Source organism: Delftia sp. DS1230, assembly GCF_040112715.1.
GTDB classification, from domain to species: Bacteria; Pseudomonadota; Gammaproteobacteria; order Burkholderiales; family Burkholderiaceae_C; genus Comamonas; species Comamonas tsuruhatensis.
The window spans coordinates 371,371-388,290 of record NZ_CP157763.1 but is presented as its reverse complement, the minus strand read 5'-3'; the positions used below and the strand labels follow the sequence as shown (position 1 = coordinate 388,290).

Sequence of the window (16,920 nt, the reverse complement as noted above, 5' to 3'; positions counted from 1 at the left end):
TCCTGTGCCCGCGATGGTAGCGCGCGCCAGTCCGCGCCACCATGGGCCCGATAATGGCCGCAGCCTGCCGCAGCCCAACATGACCGAGCCGTCCACCACCACCTCCTCCGCCCCTTCCACCCCCACTGAAGCGCCCCGCCGCAGCTGGGCCCAGACCCTGCGCGTCTATGCCGAGCCGGCCAGCCTGCGCATGCTGGCCCTGGGTTTTTCGGCAGGCCTGCCGCTGCTGCTGGTGCTGGGCACGCTGTCGTTCTGGCTGCGCGAGGCCGGCGTGGACCGCACCACCATCGGCTACCTGAGCTGGGTGGGCCTGGCCTATGCCTTCAAGTGGGTCTGGTCGCCGCTGGTGGACCGCATGCCGCTGCCGCTGCTCACGCGCTGGCTGGGGCGGCGGCGCGGCTGGCTGCTGTTCGCGCAGATGCTCATCGTCGCCGGGCTGTGCGGCATGGCATTCAACGATCCGCGCGTCTCGCTCACGCCGCTGGTGTGGTGCGCGCTGGCCGTGGCCTTCGGCTCGGCCACGCAGGACATTGCGCTGGATGCCTACCGCATCGAATCGGCCGACACCGAGCGCCAGGCCGCGCTGGCCGCCACCTACCAGACCGGCTACCGGCTGGCCATGATATGGGCCGGCGCCGGCGTGCTGTGGCTGGCCGCCCGCGCCGAGGTGGCGGGCACGGCGGGCTACCAGAGCGGTGCCTGGCAGGTGGCCTACCTGGCCATGGCCGCCTCCATGGCCGTGGGCATGCTGACCGTGCTGCTCTCGCCGGAACCGGTGCCGCGCCCGCTGGCGCCTGCCCGCAATGCGGCCGAGTGGCTGCACAGCGCGCTGGTCGAGCCCTTTGCCGACTTCCTGGGCCGCTACCGCTGGCAGGCGCTGCTGGTGCTGGGCCTGATCGCCATCTACCGCATCAGCGACGTGGTCATGGGCATCATGGCCAACCCCTTCTACGTGGACATGGGCTTCACCAAGGACGAAGTGGCCGCCGTGACCAAGGTGTACGGCGTGATCATGACGCTGGCGGGCGCCTTCCTGGGCGGGGCGCTGGCCATGCGCTGGGGCGTGATGCGCGTGCTGATGCTGGGCGCCGCGCTGTCGGCCGCCACCAACCTGCTGTTCGCCTGGCTGGCCACGCGCGGCCATGACGTGAATGCGCTGGTCTGGGTGGTGAGCGCGGACAACCTGGCCGGCGGCATCGCCTCGGCGGCCTTCATCGCCTACCTGTCGGGGCTGACCAATGTGCAGTACTCGGCCACGCAGTACGCGCTGTTCAGCTCCATGATGCTGCTGGCGCCCAAATGGCTGGCCGGCTTCTCGGGCGCCTTTGTCGATGCGCATGGCTACGTGAGCTTCTTCCAGGCCACGGCCCTGCTGGGCCTGCCCGTGCTGGTGCTGATCGCGCTGGCCTCGCGCGTGCATGCGGTGCGGCCCGCGCAACGCGGCAGTTGAGCGGCTGGCCGCAGGCTGCGCTGTTTTACCGAACTTTACGCAAGCGACAAGCGCGGCTGACGGGGCGCTGCGAGCATCGTCGCAATACGACGCCAGGCCCCAGCATGAATACACTGCCCTCCATGAGTACGCACCATCTTCTGATGATCGAAGACGACACCCGCCTCGCGCAGATGGTGGGTGACTACCTGGGCAACAACGGCCTGCAGGTCACCCACATGGGCGATGCCCGCAGCGGCCTGGAGCAGCTGCAGCCCGCCGACGGCGTGGCCGGCGCCGACCTGCCCGACCTCGTCATCCTCGACCTCATGCTGCCCGACATGGACGGCCTGGAGGTCTGCCGGCGCATCCGCGCCCTGCCCGGCCCCGCAGCGCAGGTGCCGGTGCTGATGCTCACGGCCAAGGGCGACCCCATGGACCGCATCATCGGCCTGGAGATCGGCGCCGACGACTACCTGCCCAAGCCCTTCGAGCCGCGCGAGCTGCTGGCACGCATCCGCGCCATCCTGCGCCGGCGCGGCGGCGGCGGCGAGGGCTCGGCCGCAGGCCAGCCGGCCACGGCGCTGCGCTTCGGCAGCCTGGAGATCGACCGCGACGCGCGCAGCGTCACCGTGGCGGGCCAGCCCTGCGAGCTGACCTCCTACCAGTTCGACCTGCTGGTCACGCTGGCCGAGCGCGCGGGCCGCGTGCTCACGCGCGACCAGATCATGGAGGCCGTGCGAGGCCGCGAACTGGAGGCCTTCGACCGCTCCATCGACGTGCACATGGGCCGCATCCGCGCCGCCATCGAGGCCGACCCCAAGGCGCCCAAGCGCATCCTGACCGTGCGCGGCGTGGGCTACGTCTTCGCCAAGCAACAAGACTAGCCAAGCGAATGAAGCTGCTGTCCCTCTTCTCCCAGCGCCTGTACCTGCGCATCTGGCTGGCCGTGGTCGGTGGCGTGGCCGTGCTCACGCTGACGGTGGCCTGGGCATGGCAGATCGCGGCCGAGCAGAACGCGCAGAACGTGCAAAGCGCCAGCTCGCCGCCCTCGCGCGACGTGGCCATGCGCGACGGCCAGGGCAACGTGATCGCCCAGGGCCGTGCGCGGCGCCTGCCCGGCCCGCCCGAGGAGGGCCTGCGCTTCGAGATCGAAGGCACGGACGGCCAGACCTACATGCTGCACATGGCGCCGCGCCCGCCGCGCGGCGACCGCCCGCCGCACGACGGCGCAGCCGCCTTCTGGCTGCGCCCGCCCTTCGGCTTCCTTTGGCTGCTGGGCCTGGTGGGCGTGGCCGTGGCCGTGGGCGTGTTCCCCATCATCCGCCGCCTGCTCAAGCGGCTGGAGAACCTGCAGCGCGGCGTCAAGCGCTTTGGCGAGGGCGACCTGTCGGTGCGCGTGCCCGAGCACGGCAGCGACGAGGTGGCCGACCTGGCCCACCAGTTCAACGCCGCCGCCGCGCGCATAGAGACCCTGGTGACCTCGCACAAATCGCTGCTGGCCAATGCCTCGCACGAGCTGCGCTCGCCGCTGACGCGCATCCGCATGGGCCTGGAATTCATGGGCGACGACCCGGCCAGCGCCCGCGCGCGCGCCGAGATCCAGCGCAACATCAGCGAGCTGGACCAGTTGGTGGACGAGATCCTGCTGGCCAGCCGGCTGGAGACCTATGAGGGTGACGTGGGCACGATCGAGCCCGTGGACCTGATCGGCCTGGCCGCCGAGGAATGCGCGCGCGTGGATGCCGACCTGGACCTGCAGTCCACCGACGCGCTGGAAGTGCCCGGCATCTCCAAGCTGCTGCGCCGTGCCGTGCGCAACCTGCTGGAGAACGCGCGCCGCTACAGCCAGGGCGCCATCACGCTGGAGCTTGCGCGCCAGGACGCCATGGCCGAGATCCGCGTCTGCGACCATGGCCCCGGCGTGGCGCCGGCCCACCGCGAGCGCATCTTCGAGAAGTTCTTCCGCCTGCCCGGCGCCAGCGAGCGCTCGGGCGGCGTGGGCCTGGGCCTGGCCCTGGTGCGCTCCATCGCCCAGCGCCACGGCGGCAGCGTGCACTGCGAAGGCCGCGCCGACGGCCAGCCGGGCGCCTGCTTCGTGCTGCGGCTGCCGCTGGCCTGAGCTGCCGCCTGCGGCTCAGCCGCGCCGGTGCTGCCACTCCACACGTTCCACCAGGTCCCTGAGCAGGTCGAAATGCCAGCGGGTGCGCTTGAGCAGGCGGCCGTAGCGCGAGCGGGGGAAGCGGTAGGCGCCATCGGCCAGTTCGATGGCGCAGGACGCCAGGTGCCACTGCTGCTCGAACGCCTGGTGGCTGTCCGGCGGGTCGGCGCGCATGCGGCGTATGTGCGCCAGCGCCAGCTCCACCGCGCATTCCACGTCGAACTGGCGGGCCTTGCGGTCGGGCTTTTTGCCACAGACCTCGGCCAGGGTGACCAGCCGCCCCTCGATGACGACCAGACAGACATGCATGGCCTGCCACGCGCTGGGCCAGTCGGAAGGCCTTGCGGCTTGCGACCGCTTGGGCAAAGGCTGCGCCTGCACTGCCGCGCCGGCAGTGTTTTTGCGGGATGTCATGGGGTCAGCCCTCCTGTCGGAAAAGGCCGGACAAGGTGAGTACGTTCATGGCTGCAGCTCCTGGTTGAGACTGAAGAACCACGCGCTGCGTTTCTACGCACAACGGGTGGAGTGTGGCGGTTAGAAACATGGAACCAGCCATGCGGACATCCTTACGGGTAGCCCCCACCACACCCCATAACTTGCGGACGTGCGCAAGCGCACATCCTGAAATTGGGTATGACAAAGCCCCGCTTTACGGTGGGGGCTGCACGCTGGTTCAAAGGTGTTTCTACGCACCGGGCCTTTCGGCTTGCGGGCAGTTTAACGGGGCCAGGGCCGGCCGGCCAGCCGAGCCCTCAATCCCGGCCCAGGTGCTCGCACAGGAAGTCGATGAACACGCGGGTCTTGCGCGGCAGGTGGCTGCTGTCGGGAAAGACCACGCTGATGGGCTGGGGCGGCAGGGCGTGGTCGGGCAGCACGCGCTGCAGCACGCCGCCGGCCAGGTCGTCCTCCACAAACCACGCAGGCAGCACGGCCACGCCCAGCGAGGACCGGGCCAGGGCGCGGATGGCGGTGGAGGAGTTGGATTGGTGGGCCGCCCGGCCCACCACGTCCACGCCCTGGCCACCGGCAGTGCGCAGCGTCCAGGCCGTGGGGTGGGTGAGGTTGCTGTTGGCAATCCAGGGCAGGTCCGCCAGGTCTTCGGGCCGGCGCACGGGATGGCTGCGCAGGAAGGCGGCCGAGGCCACCAGCACGATGTCGTAGCCGGCCAGCCTGCGGCTTTTGAAGCTGGAGTCCGCCAGGTGGCCCAGGCGCACGACCAGGTCCAGCTTTTCGGCCACCAGGTCGCTCAGTGAAGAGTTGACGTCATAGGCCACCGAGATGCCCGGGTAGCGCTCCAGGAAGGCCGGGATCAGCGGAAGAATGTACTTCTCCCCGTATTCGCTGGTGGTGCTGATGCGCAGCCGGCCCGCGATGCGATTGCCGCTGTGCATGGCGTTGTCGAAGGCGCTGCCCACGTCGCGGACGATGCCCTTGAACTCGTCGTAGAACTCCCGCCCGGTTTCCGTCAGGGCGATGCTGCGGGTGTTGCGCACCAGCAGGGCCACCGACAGCGCCTCTTCCAGCGATTTCACGTGCAGGCTGGCCATGGCCTTGCTGATGCCCAGGAAGTCCGCCGCCCTGGTGTACGAGCCGAAATCCACCACGGCCAGAAAGGTCTGAGCGCGGTGCAGCAGCGTGTGCATGGCCGTGCTTGTGGGGGTCATTGTTCAATCCAGTCAAACAAAGAGTCCAGCATAGCCCCATCGACGTGGCCGCCCGCGCTCTTTAGTCTTGCCCCTCCTGAAAGCGCAAGATGACATACCGATACCGCCTGGCCACCGTTTTCCTGATGGGCTTCTTCGTCGACTGCATCAACATCTTCATGCCCGCCGTCGCGCTGCCCACGATTGCGGCCGAATTCCATGTGGGCATCTCGGCCGGGGCCTGGGTGGCCAATGCCTACATGCTGGGATTGACGCTGGCCATTCCCCTCGCCCCCTGGCTGGCCGACCGCTGGGGCGCGCGCGGGCTGATGGCGGGCTCCATGCTGGCCTTCGCCCTGGCCGCCTGGGCCTGCGGCGAGGCGGGCAGCTTCGGCCAGCTGGTGGGCTGGCGCTTCATCCAGGGCATGGCGGGCGGGCTGGTGATTCCCGTGGGCCAGGCCCTGGCCTTCAACCGGTTCCAGGGACCGGAGCGCGCGCGTGTCTCCACGCTGGTCATGGCCGTGGCGCTGATTGCACCGGCCCTCTCGCCCTGGCTGGGCGGGCTGATCGTGGACCACGGCTCCTGGCGCTGGGTGTTCCATTCCAATATTGCGCTGGCCCTGGCCGCCGCAGGCCTGGCCTGGCTGTGGGTGCGCGATGCACCGGCCACGGCCCGGCAGCGGCCCGACCTCAAAGGCCTGGTGCTGGTCAGCGCCGCGCTGGCCGCCTGGCTGCTGGGCATGTCGCTCTATGGCGCAGGCCAAGGCTCGGGCCAGGGCCTGGCGCTGGCCTGGCTGGGCATGGCGGCGGGCCTGGCCTTCACGGTGCTGTATGCCATCCATGCCCGCAAGACGGCCCACCCCATTGTGGAACTGCAACTGCTCAAAAGCCCGCGCCTGCGCATGTCGGTGGCCGTCTACCACGCCATTCCCGGCGTGTTCACGGGCGTGAACCTGCTCAACATCTTCTACCTGCAGGACATGCTGCACCTGAGCGCGCAGGCCACAGGCCGATTCATGATGGTCTACGCCGGCGGCGCCCTGGTGTCCATGCTGGTGGGCGGCCGGCTGTACAACCGCGCGGGCGCACGGCCCCTGTTCATCGCCAGCATGGTGCTGCACAGCCTGGGCATTGCGGCGCTGGCCGCCGTGGCAGCCCCTGCCGACCCCTGGCTGCTGGCGGCCGCCTACGGGCTGATGGGCCTGGGCGGCGGCCTGGGAGCCAATACCGCGCAGACGACGGCGCTGCTGGACTTCGATGGCCGGCAGACGCAGCAGGCCAGCGTGATCTGGAACCTCAACCGGCAGATGGCCTTCAGCGTGGGCGCTGCGTTTTTCCTGATGGTTTTCAACACGCTCGCCACCCGCCTGGACGCAGGCCGGGCCTATCACATGACGTTTCTGATCGCATCGCTGGCAGGGCTTGTGCCCCTGCTGCACCTGCGATCGCTGCACACCCCCGAGGACCACCATGCAAGACAACAAGCCCATCGACCGTGACATTGACATCGGCATCGCCGAACGCAGCATCCACCAGGTGCACGAGCTGATCCACACCGTCTTCACCCAACCAGCGGGCGCACAGGCCGCGCTGCAGGCGCTGATGCCGCAGTTCAGCCCGGAGTTCAGCATGGTGACCACCACGGGCAGACTCGTCGGCCTGGACGATGTGGAACAGATGTTCCGGCGCGCGGCCGGCCAGCGGCCAGGGCTGGAGATATGCGTCTGCGACATGCAGCCCGTATGGCGGGACACGGCCGGCCTGGCCATGCGCTACCTGGAAACCCATCGCCTGGACGGCGTGGAGACTTCGCGCCGATCAGTCGTGATCCTCAAACGTGCGGGCCAAGGGGTGCTGTGGCACTACCTGCATGAGACGGCAATGGGCTGATGGTCCAGCGCGCGCTCGCCGCTCAGCCCCGCAGGTATCGGTCGGCGATGCTGCCGGGCACGTAGAGGCCGCGCTCCAGATAGAAGTCCAGCTTCTTGCGGTCGGGGGCGCGCAGCTTGATCAGCGGCACGGGCGCCTGTTCGGCGCGCGAGAACATCAGGCGGATCTTGAGCGGGGTGCGGCCCCAGTTACCCTGCACGTGCAGGAAGAAGGGTCCGTCCTCGGCCTTGGCCAGCCGCAGCCGGTAGCTGCCGCCGGCGCGCAGCACGCGCTGCATGGCCAGGTGCATGCTCAGGTAGGCGGGCATGTCGATGCCCTGGCGCAGTTGCTCGTATTCGCCGGCCTGCTGGAGCTGGGCGATATAGGCCTCGCCCGTCTGCGGCAGGACCTGCTCCACGTATTCCTTGTGCAGGGCCGCGATGAAGGCGCTGCCCGGAGGCGCGGCCATGAGCCAGTTCTCGACCACGGGCACCTGCGGGTCGCGGGTGTAGCGCTCCAGGTAGTAGGCGACGAGGTCGGCGCCGCTGCGCTGCTGCTGCTCCAGCAGCCAGTCCAGCGGCTCGGTGAGGATGGTGCTGGCGTCCAGCCAGATGCCGCCGTGGCGGTGCAGCAATTCCAGGCGCAGCCAGTCCGAGCGCTTGGCCACGGGCAGCTGCTGCAGGTTGCCGGGCAGTTGCGGCACGTATTGCGGCAGTTGCGCGTCGTTGAGGATGCGCAGGCTGTAGCCGGGGTTCAGGCGGGCCCAGTTGTCAAAGCAGCGCTGTATGAGCAGCGGCACCGAGTCGCCATTCCAGTAGGCCCAGATGATGCGGGGAATGGGCGTGGAGACGGGCACGGGCGCCGCAGGCCCGATGTCGTGGCTGCGGAAGTCGGGCGCCGGGCCCTTCTCCAGGCGGCGTGCGAAGGTGGCGTAGAAGCGGCGCATGCCGGCCGCCAACCACAGCTCGCCCCGGGTTTTCAGTTTCAGGCCGCTCATGCGTGGGCTCCTTGCTGGCGTGCCCACTGCTCCCAGCGGCGCAGCTTCCAGGCGCGCAGCACCCAGCCGCGCCGCAGATAGGCCTGGCGCAGGGCCGGCAGGGACAGCGGGGAGATGCGGCCGAAGTCCGCCAGGAACTGCTGCGCCAGCGCCTGCCGCTGCGCGGGCGGCATGTCCCGCTGCCGGTCGAGAAAGCGCAGGGCGCCGATGAGGTTGCGCGCAGCCTGGTGCGCCCAGGCGAACTGCAGGCGCCCGTCGTTGCGCAGCGCATCGTCCTGCAGGGCTTGCACGGCCTGGGCCAGCGGCCACAGGGCGGCGGACTGGTCTGCCGCCTTGGCCGGCGTCATGGACGCGAGGATGGAGTTGGCACGCTGCCGGTAGGCCACCCAGGGCTGGGGGCAGTAGTAGAAGCTGGCGCAGCGCAGCGCCATCTGCGGCATGGTCATCATGTCTTCGAAATAGCGGCCTGCAGGAAAGCGCAGGCCGGCATCCCACAGGCTGCGGCGCGAGATCTTGGACCAGGCATGCAGCTGCCCCGTGCGCAGCAGGCCGGCCAGCAGGGCGCCCCGGTCTTGTGAACATTGCAGCGTGGGGCCCTGGAAGCTGTGCCGGTGCGCCTCGCCGCGCAGGCGGTGCTTGAGGCGCGGGGCCTCGCGCCAGACGGAGAAGTCGCAGAGCACGGCATCGGGCACATGTTGTTTCACGATGGCCGACAGCCCGGCAATCGCGCCGGGCAGCAGCTTGTCGTCGGAGTCCAGGAACCACAGGTAGTCGCCCGTGGCCGCATCGATCATGGTGTTGCGCGCCGCGCTCAGGCCGGCGTTGCGCTCGTGCTGCATGAGCTGCAGGCGGCCGGGCCAGCGCTGGTCCAGTTGCTGCATCAGGGCCCAGGAGCCATCGGTGGAGCAGTCGTCGAGCACCAGCACCTGAACGCCGGCATCGGCCTGGTCCATGACGGACTGCAGGCATTCCTCCAGGTAGGGCAGCACGTTGTAGACGGGCACCAGGATGCTGAGCCAGGTCACGGACGCTCCCCCTGCAGCAGGCGGGCGAACAGGTCTTCGTACTGGCCGGTCATGCGCTGCAGGCTGTAGTGCGACAGGGCTTCCTGCCGCGCGGTGGCGGCCATGCGCACGGCGGCCTCGTCATCCTGCAGCGCCTGCTGCAGGGCGTCGGCCAGCGATTCAGGGGCGGCGTGCGCGGCCAGCAGGCCGTTGTCGCCGGGCCGCACCACTTCCTGCACGCCCACCACGCGGCTGCCCACCACCACGCAGCCCGCCGCCATGCCTTCCAGCAGGGACAGGGGCATGCCTTCGTAGTGCGTGGACAGCACGCAGACGCGGTGCGCGCGCAGCAGGCCGGGCACGTCGTTGCACATGCCGATGAATTGCACCTGGTCCTGCAGACCCAGTTCGGCGCTGAGCCGCTGCGCCGCCTGCTGGGCGCGCGCCTTGCCGCCGCCGGCCAGGGTCAGCGTGGGCTTGAGGCCGCGCTGTCGCAGCACGGCCAGTGCGCGCAGCAAGGTGGCATGGTCCTTTTGCCGCGCAAAGCGCGCGGCCATGACGATGTCCGGCCGGCGCTGCAGCAAGGGGGGCGGCTCCTGCAGATAGGGCTCGGGCCGGATGCCGTTGCTGATGGCCATGAGCTTGGCTGCAGGAAAGCCGCGGTCCTGCAGGCTCTGGCGCACGCCTTCGGAGCAGCCGACGATGGCGGCCGTACGCTCGGTCAGCCACAGGGCCTGCGCCAGCCGCCAGCGCGTGTAGCGCTCGCGCGAGTTGTGTTCCACATGCACCAGGCAGGGCACGCCGGCCCACAGCGCGGCAAAGCGGCCCCAGAGGTGGTCGCTGAACCCATGGGCGACCACGATGTCTGGCCGAAAATCCAGGCAGATGCGGCGCAGCTGCCAGACGGTGGCGGCATGGGACCAGCCCGCCACCACATCGACATCGATGCCGCCGTCGCGCAGCTTTTGCACGCGTTCATCGGAGGTATTGCGTTTGCGCCGCAGCACCAGCCGGGCGTCGAAGCGGCCCGATGCGCGGTGCGCCGACACCAGATCCACCGCCACCTGGGTGGCACCCGAGAAGCCGCCCGTCACGAAGTGCAGCACCCGGGGCCGGGCGGTGGTGGCGCGCTCCGTCACCGCACGGCTCCGCTGGCCCTTTCCAGGCCATGCAGCGATGACCACAGGGCCACCACGAGGAAGACGAAGAAGACGATGCCGCTGTTGTGCACGAAAAATTGCTGTGACATGCCGAAGGCCAGGTACATGGCTGGCATCAGGCTGCCCAGGATACGCAGCAGCAGGGCCTCGCGCCAGGGGGTGCTGTCCGCAGGCCACAGCGCCATGCGCCGCCGCGAGGGCCAGAACAGCCACAGCAGCGAGATGAACAGCGCTGCCTGCAGCAGAACGCCCGGCACACCGAGCTTGACCCAGATGTCCAGGAAGTCGTTGTGGATGAAGTTGTATTCGCGGATGGACTGGCCATAGCTGCCGGCGTCCACGCGCCGGTGCATCTCGTCCACATAGCCCTGCATGCCCCAGCCCAGCAGGGGCTTCTCGCCGATCATCTGCACGGCCAGCCGGTACTGCTCCAGCCGGGTGCCCAGCGAGGTGTTGGAGTTGCCGGAATGCAGGTAGTTGCTCACATCCAGGTAGACCTCGTCGACGCGCTCGCTGACGCGGGGTATGAAGGCCATCACGGTGGCCAGCGCCACCACGATTGCAGCGCAGCCCAGCAACAGGCGCCCGAAGTACTGCGGGCGGTACATGCGCACCAGCACCATCAGCATGAGGAACATCGGCAGCAGCGCCAGCCAGCCCCCCCGCGAGCCCGACAGCAGCGAAGCCAGCGCACCCATTGCAGCGGCCGCCAGCACCAGCAGGCGCCACAGCAGGGAGCGCTGGTGCCAGAAGGACATGGCATAGATGCACGAGAAGCAGCCCAGCAGCAAGGCCATGTTGCCCCACTGGATGGCATTGGTGTAGCCCGTGGCCCGCTCCATGCCCAGCACGCAGACCTGCCACAGGGCCATGAAGCCCGCGCCTGCGCTGCCCAGCGGTATGCCCCACAGGAAGATCCGCGCCGTGGGCGGGTAGCACATGGCGAACAGCAGGCTGACCGCGCCCAGGATGAATTTCACGGGGCGGTCGAACTGACCGGTGCCCCCGTCCAGCACGGACAGGTGGTACCACATCACCGCCATGCCCATGAACAGTGCCACCAGCAGCCAGGTGCCAGGCGACTGCCTGTACCGGACCCAGCGGGGCAGAAAACACAGGGCGCCCAGGGCCATGAGGCCCGCGCCATAGGAATAGCCCGAACGCAGCCACAAGGCCAGTCCGGGCACCAGAACAGCGGCCAGGGTCGTGAGGAGCCCTGGCAGCTTCGACTTGTCAAATCTCATCAAGACCGCGACTTTCTGCCCCAAAATGCGGGCATTCCGCTTTCCATCCGCTATGAAAAAAATTCCTGCGGTCTTATTCAGGCTGCTCCATCGCTGGGCAGCCCCTTCCAAAATCGGCGCAGATTACACCATGCCCGCGCCCTTGCAGCTGCCCCCATCGCCCCCGGCAGCCGATGGTCTTGCAGCGGACATCCCGAAGACGATCTGGACGTACTGGAACCAGTCCGGCCTGGACCCTTTCGTCCAGCAGTGCGTGGACAGCTGGCGGCGGCAATGCCCGGATCACCAGGTCATCGTCGTGACACCAGAGAGCCTGGGCCAGTACGTGGCCTGCGGCGACCTTCCTGCGGCGTTTGCCGAACTCCACCCCACCAAGCAATCGGACTGGCTGCGCCTGTATCTGGTGGCGCACCACGGCGGCTACTGGTTCGATGCCACCACGCTGCTGACCGCGCCGCTGGACTGGATGGGCGCCAGCGCAGGCGCCGCCGAGCTGGCCGGCTTCTACCTTGAGGGCTTCACCAGGGACAGGCGCTACCCCGTGATCGAAAGCTGGTCATTCTGCGCTCCGGCCGGCTCGCGCTTTGTATCGGAATGGCAAAAGGAGTTTCACCAGGCGCTGATCGTGGAGGGCCCTGCGGCCTACCTGCAGCGCCTGCAGTCGCGGCCCGACGCCGCCGAGGTGCTGCAGGGCATTCCCGATCCAAATTACCTTCTGATCCATGTGACGGCCCAGCAGGTGATGCGCCGGCTGCCCGATGCCCGGTTCACGCTGTTCAAGGCCGAGGACACCGCCTTCTTCTACCACCGCGCCCTGCGCTGGAAGTGGTACCTGCTCTACCCCCAGCTGTGCCTGGCGAAGGCGCCGCAGGTGGCGGCGCCCATCGTCAAGCTGCGCGGCGGGGAACGGCGCCATTTCACGGACATGCTGGCCTTGCACGGAGGTGCTGCGCCAGACAGCATCTGGAGCCGCGCGCTTTCGGCGCGCTGAGACACGCAAAGCGGGCCGAGGCCCGCTTTGCTCAATGCCCGCCTGCGAAGACTTCGCCGGCCTTCAAGCGGTACAGCGTGCCGCAGTAGGGGCACTTGGCCTCGCCGGTGTGGGCCACGTCCAGGTAGACCTTGGGATGGCTGTTCCACAGCTTCATGTCGGCCTTGGGGCTGGGGCAGAACACGCCGCCCTGGGCGTTGAGGTCCTTGGCCGCCAGTTCGACGGTGGCATTCGTTGTCATGCTTGCTTATCTCTTTCGTGGGTATCTGTCATTTTCATCGCCGGGCCGCCCCAAGATGAAAAGCACCCCCTCGGGGGGCAGTGGACCTTGCAAAGCAAGGGTAGCGTGGGGGTCATTTTTCTCAGACCCGAGTCAGCCAATGGGCGTACTTGGGGTTGCGGCCGTTGACGATGTCAAAGAAGGCCTGCTGGATCTTTTCGGTCAGGGGGCCGCGGCTGCCCGCGCCGATCTCGATGCGGTCCACCTCGCGGATGGGCGTGACTTCGGCGGCCGTGCCGGTGAAGAAGACTTCATCGGCGATGTACAGCTCGTCGCGCGTGATGCGCTTTTGCACCACCTCCAGGCCGAGGTCCTTGCAGATGTGCATCACGGTATTGCGCGTGATGCCGTTGAGCGCGCCGGCCGACAGGTCGGGCGTGTAGACCACGCCGTCCTTGATGACGAAGATGTTCTCGCCCGAGCCTTCGGAGACGAAGCCCGAGGCGTCCAGCAGGATGGCCTCGTCGTAGCCGTCGTCCAGCGCCTCGGTGTTGGCCAGGATGGAGTTGGTGTAGTTGCTCACCGCCTTGGCCTGGCTCATGGTGATGTTCACATGGTGGCGCGTGAAGCTGGAGATCTTGACGCGGATGCCGCGCTGCATGCCTTCCTCGCCCAGGTAGGCGCCCCAGGCCCAGGCAGCCACCATCAGGTGGATGGTGTTGCCCTTGGGCGAGACGCCCAGCTTGCGGTCGCCGATCCAGGTCAGCGGGCGCAGGTAGCACGATTCCAGCTTGTTGGCACGCACGACCTCTACCTGGGCCTGGTTCACCGCTTCCTGAGTGAACGGGATCTGCATGCGCAGGATCTTGGCGCTGTTGAACAGTCGCTTGGTGTGGTCTTCCAGGCGGAAGATGGCCGGCCCCTGTTCGGTCTTGTAGGCCCGAACGCCCTCGAATGCGCCGCAGCCGTAGTGCAGCGTGTGGGTCAGCACGTGGATCTTGGCATCGCGCCAGTCCACCAGCTGTCCATCCATCCAGATCTTGCCGTCACGATCGGCCATCGAGGGAACAACGGGGCTCATAGAAACATCCTTGGGGGTATTGAACAGAACACCAACCCGCTATTTTAGGGCGCGGGGGCTGCCTCGGGGGCCGCCGCCGTCTCGGGTTGCGGTTCGGGTTCGGGCGTGGGGCGCACCAGGGTCCACTTCACGAGCCGGCCATGCATGAACTCGCAGGTCACATGGGATTGCGTGCCGTCGGTCCAGCGGTAGATCTCGGGATGCTGGCCGTCTTCGGACAGGCGCTCGCCCAGGGAGCGCGTCATGGCCACCACGTGCATCAGCGAGACCTTGGGCTTGAGCTTGACGTTGAGCATCACGGCGCTGCCCACATAGCCCATGGGACGGTCCGAGGCCTTCTTCATGATGGACATCAGCCGCGTGAAATGCAGCAGCAGCCACATCATGATGCCGCCGCCCACGGCAACCACGCCCATCCAGCCATAGGACTGGTGCGCAGCCACCAGCAGTACGAGCAGACCCAGGGGAATCAGGATATTGCGCAAATTCATGGCGCCGATTGTCTTATGGAGGCGCCGCAGGACCGCTGCGGACAGTGCGTATGCCCCCGCAATGCGCTCGGCAAGGCAGTGCCTCAGCCCATCCCTCGGACGATGTTCATGGCTTCGTCCACGCGCTCCACGGCATGCACGGTCAGGCCGGGGATGGCCTTCTTGGGCGCATTGGCCTTGGGCACCACGGCCATGGTGAAGCCGAGCTTGGCGGCTTCCTTCAGGCGCTCCTGGCCTCGCGGCGCGGGGCGCACTTCGCCGGCCAGGCCCACTTCGCCAAAGGCCAGGAATCCCTTGGGCAGGGCGCGGCCGCGCAGGCTGGAGGTGATGGACAGCATCACGGCCAGGTCGGCCGCAGGCTCGCTGATGCGCACGCCGCCCACGGCATTGACGAAGACATCCTGGTCCGCGCAGGCCACGCCCGCATGGCGGCTGAGCACGGCCAGCAGCATGGCCAGCCGGTCCCGGTCCAGGCCCACGGACAGGCGCCGGGGCGCGGGGCCGCCCTGGTCGACCAGGGCCTGTATTTCCACCAGCATGGGCCGCGTGCCCTCCAGCGTGACCAGCACGCAGGAGCCCGGCACCGGCTCGCTGTGCTGGGACAGGAAGATGGCGCTGGGGTTGGTGACGCCCTTGAGGCCCTTCTCCGTCATGGCGAAGACGCCGATCTCGTTGACGGCACCAAAGCGGTTCTTGATGGCGCGCACCAGGCGGAAGTTGCTGTGCGTGTCGCCCTCGAAGTAGAGCACGGTGTCCACCATGTGCTCCAGCACGCGCGGGCCGGCCAGGGCGCCTTCCTTGGTCACATGGCCGACCAGGATCACGGTGATGCCCGTGGTCTTGGCCGCGCGCGTGAGGTGGGCCGCGCATTCGCGCACCTGGGCCACCGAGCCCGGCGCCGAGGACAGCTGGTCCGAGTACACGGTCTGAATGGAGTCGATGACGACCACGGCCGGCTGCGTGGCCTCCATGGTGGCGAGGATCTTCTCCAGCTGGATCTCGGCCAGCACATTGACCTGGCTGGCCTCCAGCCCCAGGCGGCGCGAACGCAGCGCGACCTGGGCACCGCTTTCCTCGCCGGTCACATACAGCGTGGGCAGGCCCACGCGGTGCAGCGCATCCATGGCCTGCAGCAGCAGGGTGGACTTGCCGATGCCGGGGTCGCCACCAATCAGCACCACGCCGCCTTCGACAATGCCGCCGCCCAGCACGCGGTCCAGCTCCTCGATGCCGCTGGGCGTGCGCGCCACGTCCTGGGCCTCGATGGCCGACAGCGGCATCACGGCCTGGGCATTGGCCAGGCCCGCATAGCCCTGCGGCTGGCTGAGCCGGTTCTTGCCCGCGCCCGCAGGCTCGGCAACGGCCTCGATCAGCGAATTCCAGGCCCCGCAGGCCGGGCACTTGCCCAGCCAGCGCGGGCTGGAGCCGCCGCAGGCATTGCAGATGAACGTGGTTTTGTCTTTGGCCATGGGTTGGGCACTATACCGAGCGGTGGCTGCCGCCCCGCCCGCCTGCCTGTTGTCTAACGCAGTTGCGTGACAAAGAGATATCGGTTATAGTTGCCTTCTTCGCTGCACAAAATGCGGTGAAACGAAATTACTGCGGAATTACCGCGCGATGGAGCAGTCTGGTAGCTCGTTGGGCTCATAACCCAAAGGTCGGAGGTTCAAATCCTTCTCGCGCAACCACCACGAAAAAAAGCCCACTTCGGTGGGCTTTTTTTCGTCTGTGCCTTTCTTGCTTTTCTCCACGCAGGTCAGCTGGGATCGTTCAGGTCTTCATGGTGGTCTGCCTGGCCCTGCTTCCAGTACGAGGCCACGCGCATGCGCTTGGGCGCGGCGCCCTTGGCCAGCAGCAGGCGCCGCAGCTCGGCCATGGCGCTGTGCTCGCCCGCCGCCCAGATATATCCGTCGTCGTCCTGGGGAAACTCCAGCGCCTGCACGGCGTCGGCCAGCGATTCGACCCAGGCACAGTCCAGCTGGGCCGTGCTCTTCCACTGGCGGCGGTCGGCAGGGTTGCGCAGCTGCACGCGCACCACGGCGCGGCTGCCGGCGGGCAGCTCGGCCAGGCGCCGCTCGATGGCGGGCATGGCGGTCTCGTCGCCGAACAGCCAATGCCACGGCAGGTTGGCCGAGATCACCAGGCTGCCGCGCGGCCCGGCCAGGCCCACCCACTGGCCCAGGGGCGCGGTCAGCGCCCATTCAGTGGCGGGGCCGGCATCGTGCAGTGCGAAATCCATGATGAGGTTCTGGCGCGCAGCGTCGTAGCGCAGCGGCGTGTAGTCGCGCAAGGTGGGGCGCTCGTCCTCCACGAAGGTGGGGCGGCCATCGAGCAGCACGGGAAGCGCGGGCAGTTCGCGCCCGGCCTGCGGCAGGATGAGCTTGACGTGGTCGTCAAAGCCCGCGCTGACGAAGTCCTCCAGCTCGGGTCCGCCCAGGGTCAGGCGCACAAAGCCGGGGCTGGGCTGCTCGCGCGAGAGCAATTGCACATGGCGGGCGCGGAAGGGATGGCGGACACGGTGGACGACGGGGGCAGGCGCCACGGCAGAGTTGGCTGGATTGGGCAAGTTCATTGGCGAAACGGCCTGTGACGGCCTAGAATGTTGATTTAGTCCACCAATTCTCTGTCAT

General features: G+C 68.2%; 17 protein-coding genes and 1 tRNA gene. 7 read left to right on the top strand and 11 right to left on the bottom strand.

Annotated elements, in window-relative coordinates; all coding sequences use genetic code 11:
• The first annotated feature begins 13 nt into the window (after positions 1-13).
• From AAN986_RS01715 to AAN986_RS01705, 3 genes are all read left to right on the top strand, one after another.
• Positions 14-1,450, top strand: a complete 1,437-nt coding sequence (locus AAN986_RS01715) for an MFS transporter (RefSeq protein ID WP_047218840.1) — start codon at positions 14-16, stop codon at positions 1,448-1,450.
• A gap of 104 nt (positions 1,451-1,554) precedes the next feature.
• On the top strand, positions 1,555-2,316 hold the full coding sequence (locus AAN986_RS01710; protein ID WP_016453613.1) for a response regulator transcription factor: 762 nt from the start codon (positions 1,555-1,557) through the stop codon (positions 2,314-2,316).
• A gap of 8 nt (positions 2,317-2,324) precedes the next feature.
• The gene (locus tag AAN986_RS01705; RefSeq protein ID WP_016448576.1) at positions 2,325-3,551 is read left to right on the top strand and encodes an ATP-binding protein; all 1,227 of its coding nucleotides are present in this window, start codon (positions 2,325-2,327) and stop codon (positions 3,549-3,551) included.
• A 15-nt stretch (positions 3,552-3,566) separates the two neighbouring features.
• On the opposite strand, the gene AAN986_RS01700 is transcribed toward AAN986_RS01705, so the two are convergent.
• Both AAN986_RS01700 and AAN986_RS01695 read right to left on the bottom strand, forming a co-directional pair.
• Positions 3,567-4,004, bottom strand: coding sequence for a hypothetical protein (locus tag AAN986_RS01700; protein WP_012202265.1), 438 nt, complete (start codon positions 4,002-4,004; stop codon positions 3,567-3,569).
• A gap of 338 nt (positions 4,005-4,342) precedes the next feature.
• Complete coding sequence (locus AAN986_RS01695; RefSeq protein ID WP_349335555.1) at positions 4,343-5,254, bottom strand: LysR family transcriptional regulator; 912 nt, start codon at positions 5,252-5,254, stop codon at positions 4,343-4,345.
• 89 nt (positions 5,255-5,343) lie between these two features.
• On the opposite strand from AAN986_RS01695, the gene AAN986_RS01690 reads away from it, so the two are divergent.
• Positions 5,344-6,732, top strand: coding sequence for an MFS transporter (locus AAN986_RS01690; protein WP_047218844.1), 1,389 nt, complete (start codon positions 5,344-5,346; stop codon positions 6,730-6,732).
• Positions 6,704-7,123 (top strand): hypothetical protein, encoded by a 420-nt coding sequence (locus AAN986_RS01685; RefSeq protein WP_016448579.1) that lies wholly within the window; start codon positions 6,704-6,706, stop codon positions 7,121-7,123. The genes AAN986_RS01690 and AAN986_RS01685 overlap by 29 nt, the downstream gene beginning before the upstream one ends.
• Positions 7,124-7,145: 22 nt before the next feature.
• On the opposite strand, the gene AAN986_RS01680 is transcribed toward AAN986_RS01685, so the two are convergent.
• Genes AAN986_RS01680 through AAN986_RS01665 form a run of 4 tightly spaced genes read right to left on the bottom strand, consistent with a single transcriptional unit; the run spans position 7,146 to position 11,507 of the window.
• Positions 7,146-8,099: a capsular polysaccharide synthesis protein gene (locus AAN986_RS01680; RefSeq protein ID WP_047218845.1), complete on the bottom strand. Its 954-nt coding sequence runs from the start codon at positions 8,097-8,099 to the stop codon at positions 7,146-7,148.
• Positions 8,096-9,124 carry a glycosyltransferase family 2 protein gene (locus tag AAN986_RS01675; RefSeq protein WP_047218846.1) on the bottom strand — a complete coding sequence of 343 codons (1,029 nt, stop codon included), beginning with the start codon at positions 9,122-9,124 and terminating at the stop codon, positions 8,096-8,098. Before AAN986_RS01675 ends, AAN986_RS01680 begins: the two co-directional genes overlap by 4 nt.
• Positions 9,121-10,242 carry a glycosyltransferase gene (locus AAN986_RS01670; RefSeq protein ID WP_047218847.1) on the bottom strand — a complete coding sequence of 374 codons (1,122 nt, stop codon included), beginning with the start codon at positions 10,240-10,242 and terminating at the stop codon, positions 9,121-9,123. The genes AAN986_RS01675 and AAN986_RS01670 overlap by 4 nt, the downstream gene beginning before the upstream one ends.
• Entirely contained in the window at positions 10,239-11,507 is a 1,269-nt protein-coding gene (locus AAN986_RS01665; protein ID WP_047218848.1) for an O-antigen ligase family protein, read from the bottom strand. The genes AAN986_RS01670 and AAN986_RS01665 overlap by 4 nt, the downstream gene beginning before the upstream one ends.
• A gap of 130 nt (positions 11,508-11,637) precedes the next feature.
• Here AAN986_RS01665 and AAN986_RS01660 point away from each other — a divergent pair, with 130 nt between their 5' ends.
• Positions 11,638-12,498 (top strand): capsular polysaccharide synthesis protein, encoded by an 861-nt coding sequence (locus AAN986_RS01660; protein WP_047218849.1) that lies wholly within the window; start codon positions 11,638-11,640, stop codon positions 12,496-12,498.
• A gap of 31 nt (positions 12,499-12,529) precedes the next feature.
• On the opposite strand, the gene AAN986_RS01655 is transcribed toward AAN986_RS01660, so the two are convergent.
• From AAN986_RS01655 to radA, 4 genes are all read right to left on the bottom strand, one after another.
• A complete protein-coding gene (locus AAN986_RS01655; protein WP_012202256.1) occupies positions 12,530-12,739 on the bottom strand; it encodes a zinc-finger domain-containing protein in 210 nt (69 codons plus the stop codon).
• A 121-nt stretch (positions 12,740-12,860) separates the two neighbouring features.
• Positions 12,861-13,799 (bottom strand): branched-chain amino acid transaminase, encoded by a 939-nt coding sequence (locus tag AAN986_RS01650; RefSeq protein WP_016453623.1) that lies wholly within the window; start codon positions 13,797-13,799, stop codon positions 12,861-12,863.
• Between the two features lie 44 nt (positions 13,800-13,843).
• A complete protein-coding gene (locus AAN986_RS01645; RefSeq protein ID WP_046239701.1) occupies positions 13,844-14,290 on the bottom strand; it encodes a hypothetical protein in 447 nt (148 codons plus the stop codon).
• Between the two features lie 83 nt (positions 14,291-14,373).
• Positions 14,374-15,759 carry a DNA repair protein RadA gene (gene radA, locus AAN986_RS01640; RefSeq protein WP_016448587.1) on the bottom strand — a complete coding sequence of 462 codons (1,386 nt, stop codon included), beginning with the start codon at positions 15,757-15,759 and terminating at the stop codon, positions 14,374-14,376.
• 142 nt (positions 15,760-15,901) lie between these two features.
• On the opposite strand from radA, the gene AAN986_RS01635 reads away from it, so the two are divergent.
• A tRNA-Met gene (locus tag AAN986_RS01635) sits at positions 15,902-15,978 on the top strand.
• A gap of 68 nt (positions 15,979-16,046) precedes the next feature.
• Here AAN986_RS01635 and AAN986_RS01630 read toward each other — a convergent pair.
• Positions 16,047-16,862 (bottom strand): siderophore-interacting protein, encoded by an 816-nt coding sequence (locus AAN986_RS01630; protein WP_047218851.1) that lies wholly within the window; start codon positions 16,860-16,862, stop codon positions 16,047-16,049.
• Positions 16,863-16,920 lie beyond the last annotated feature (58 nt).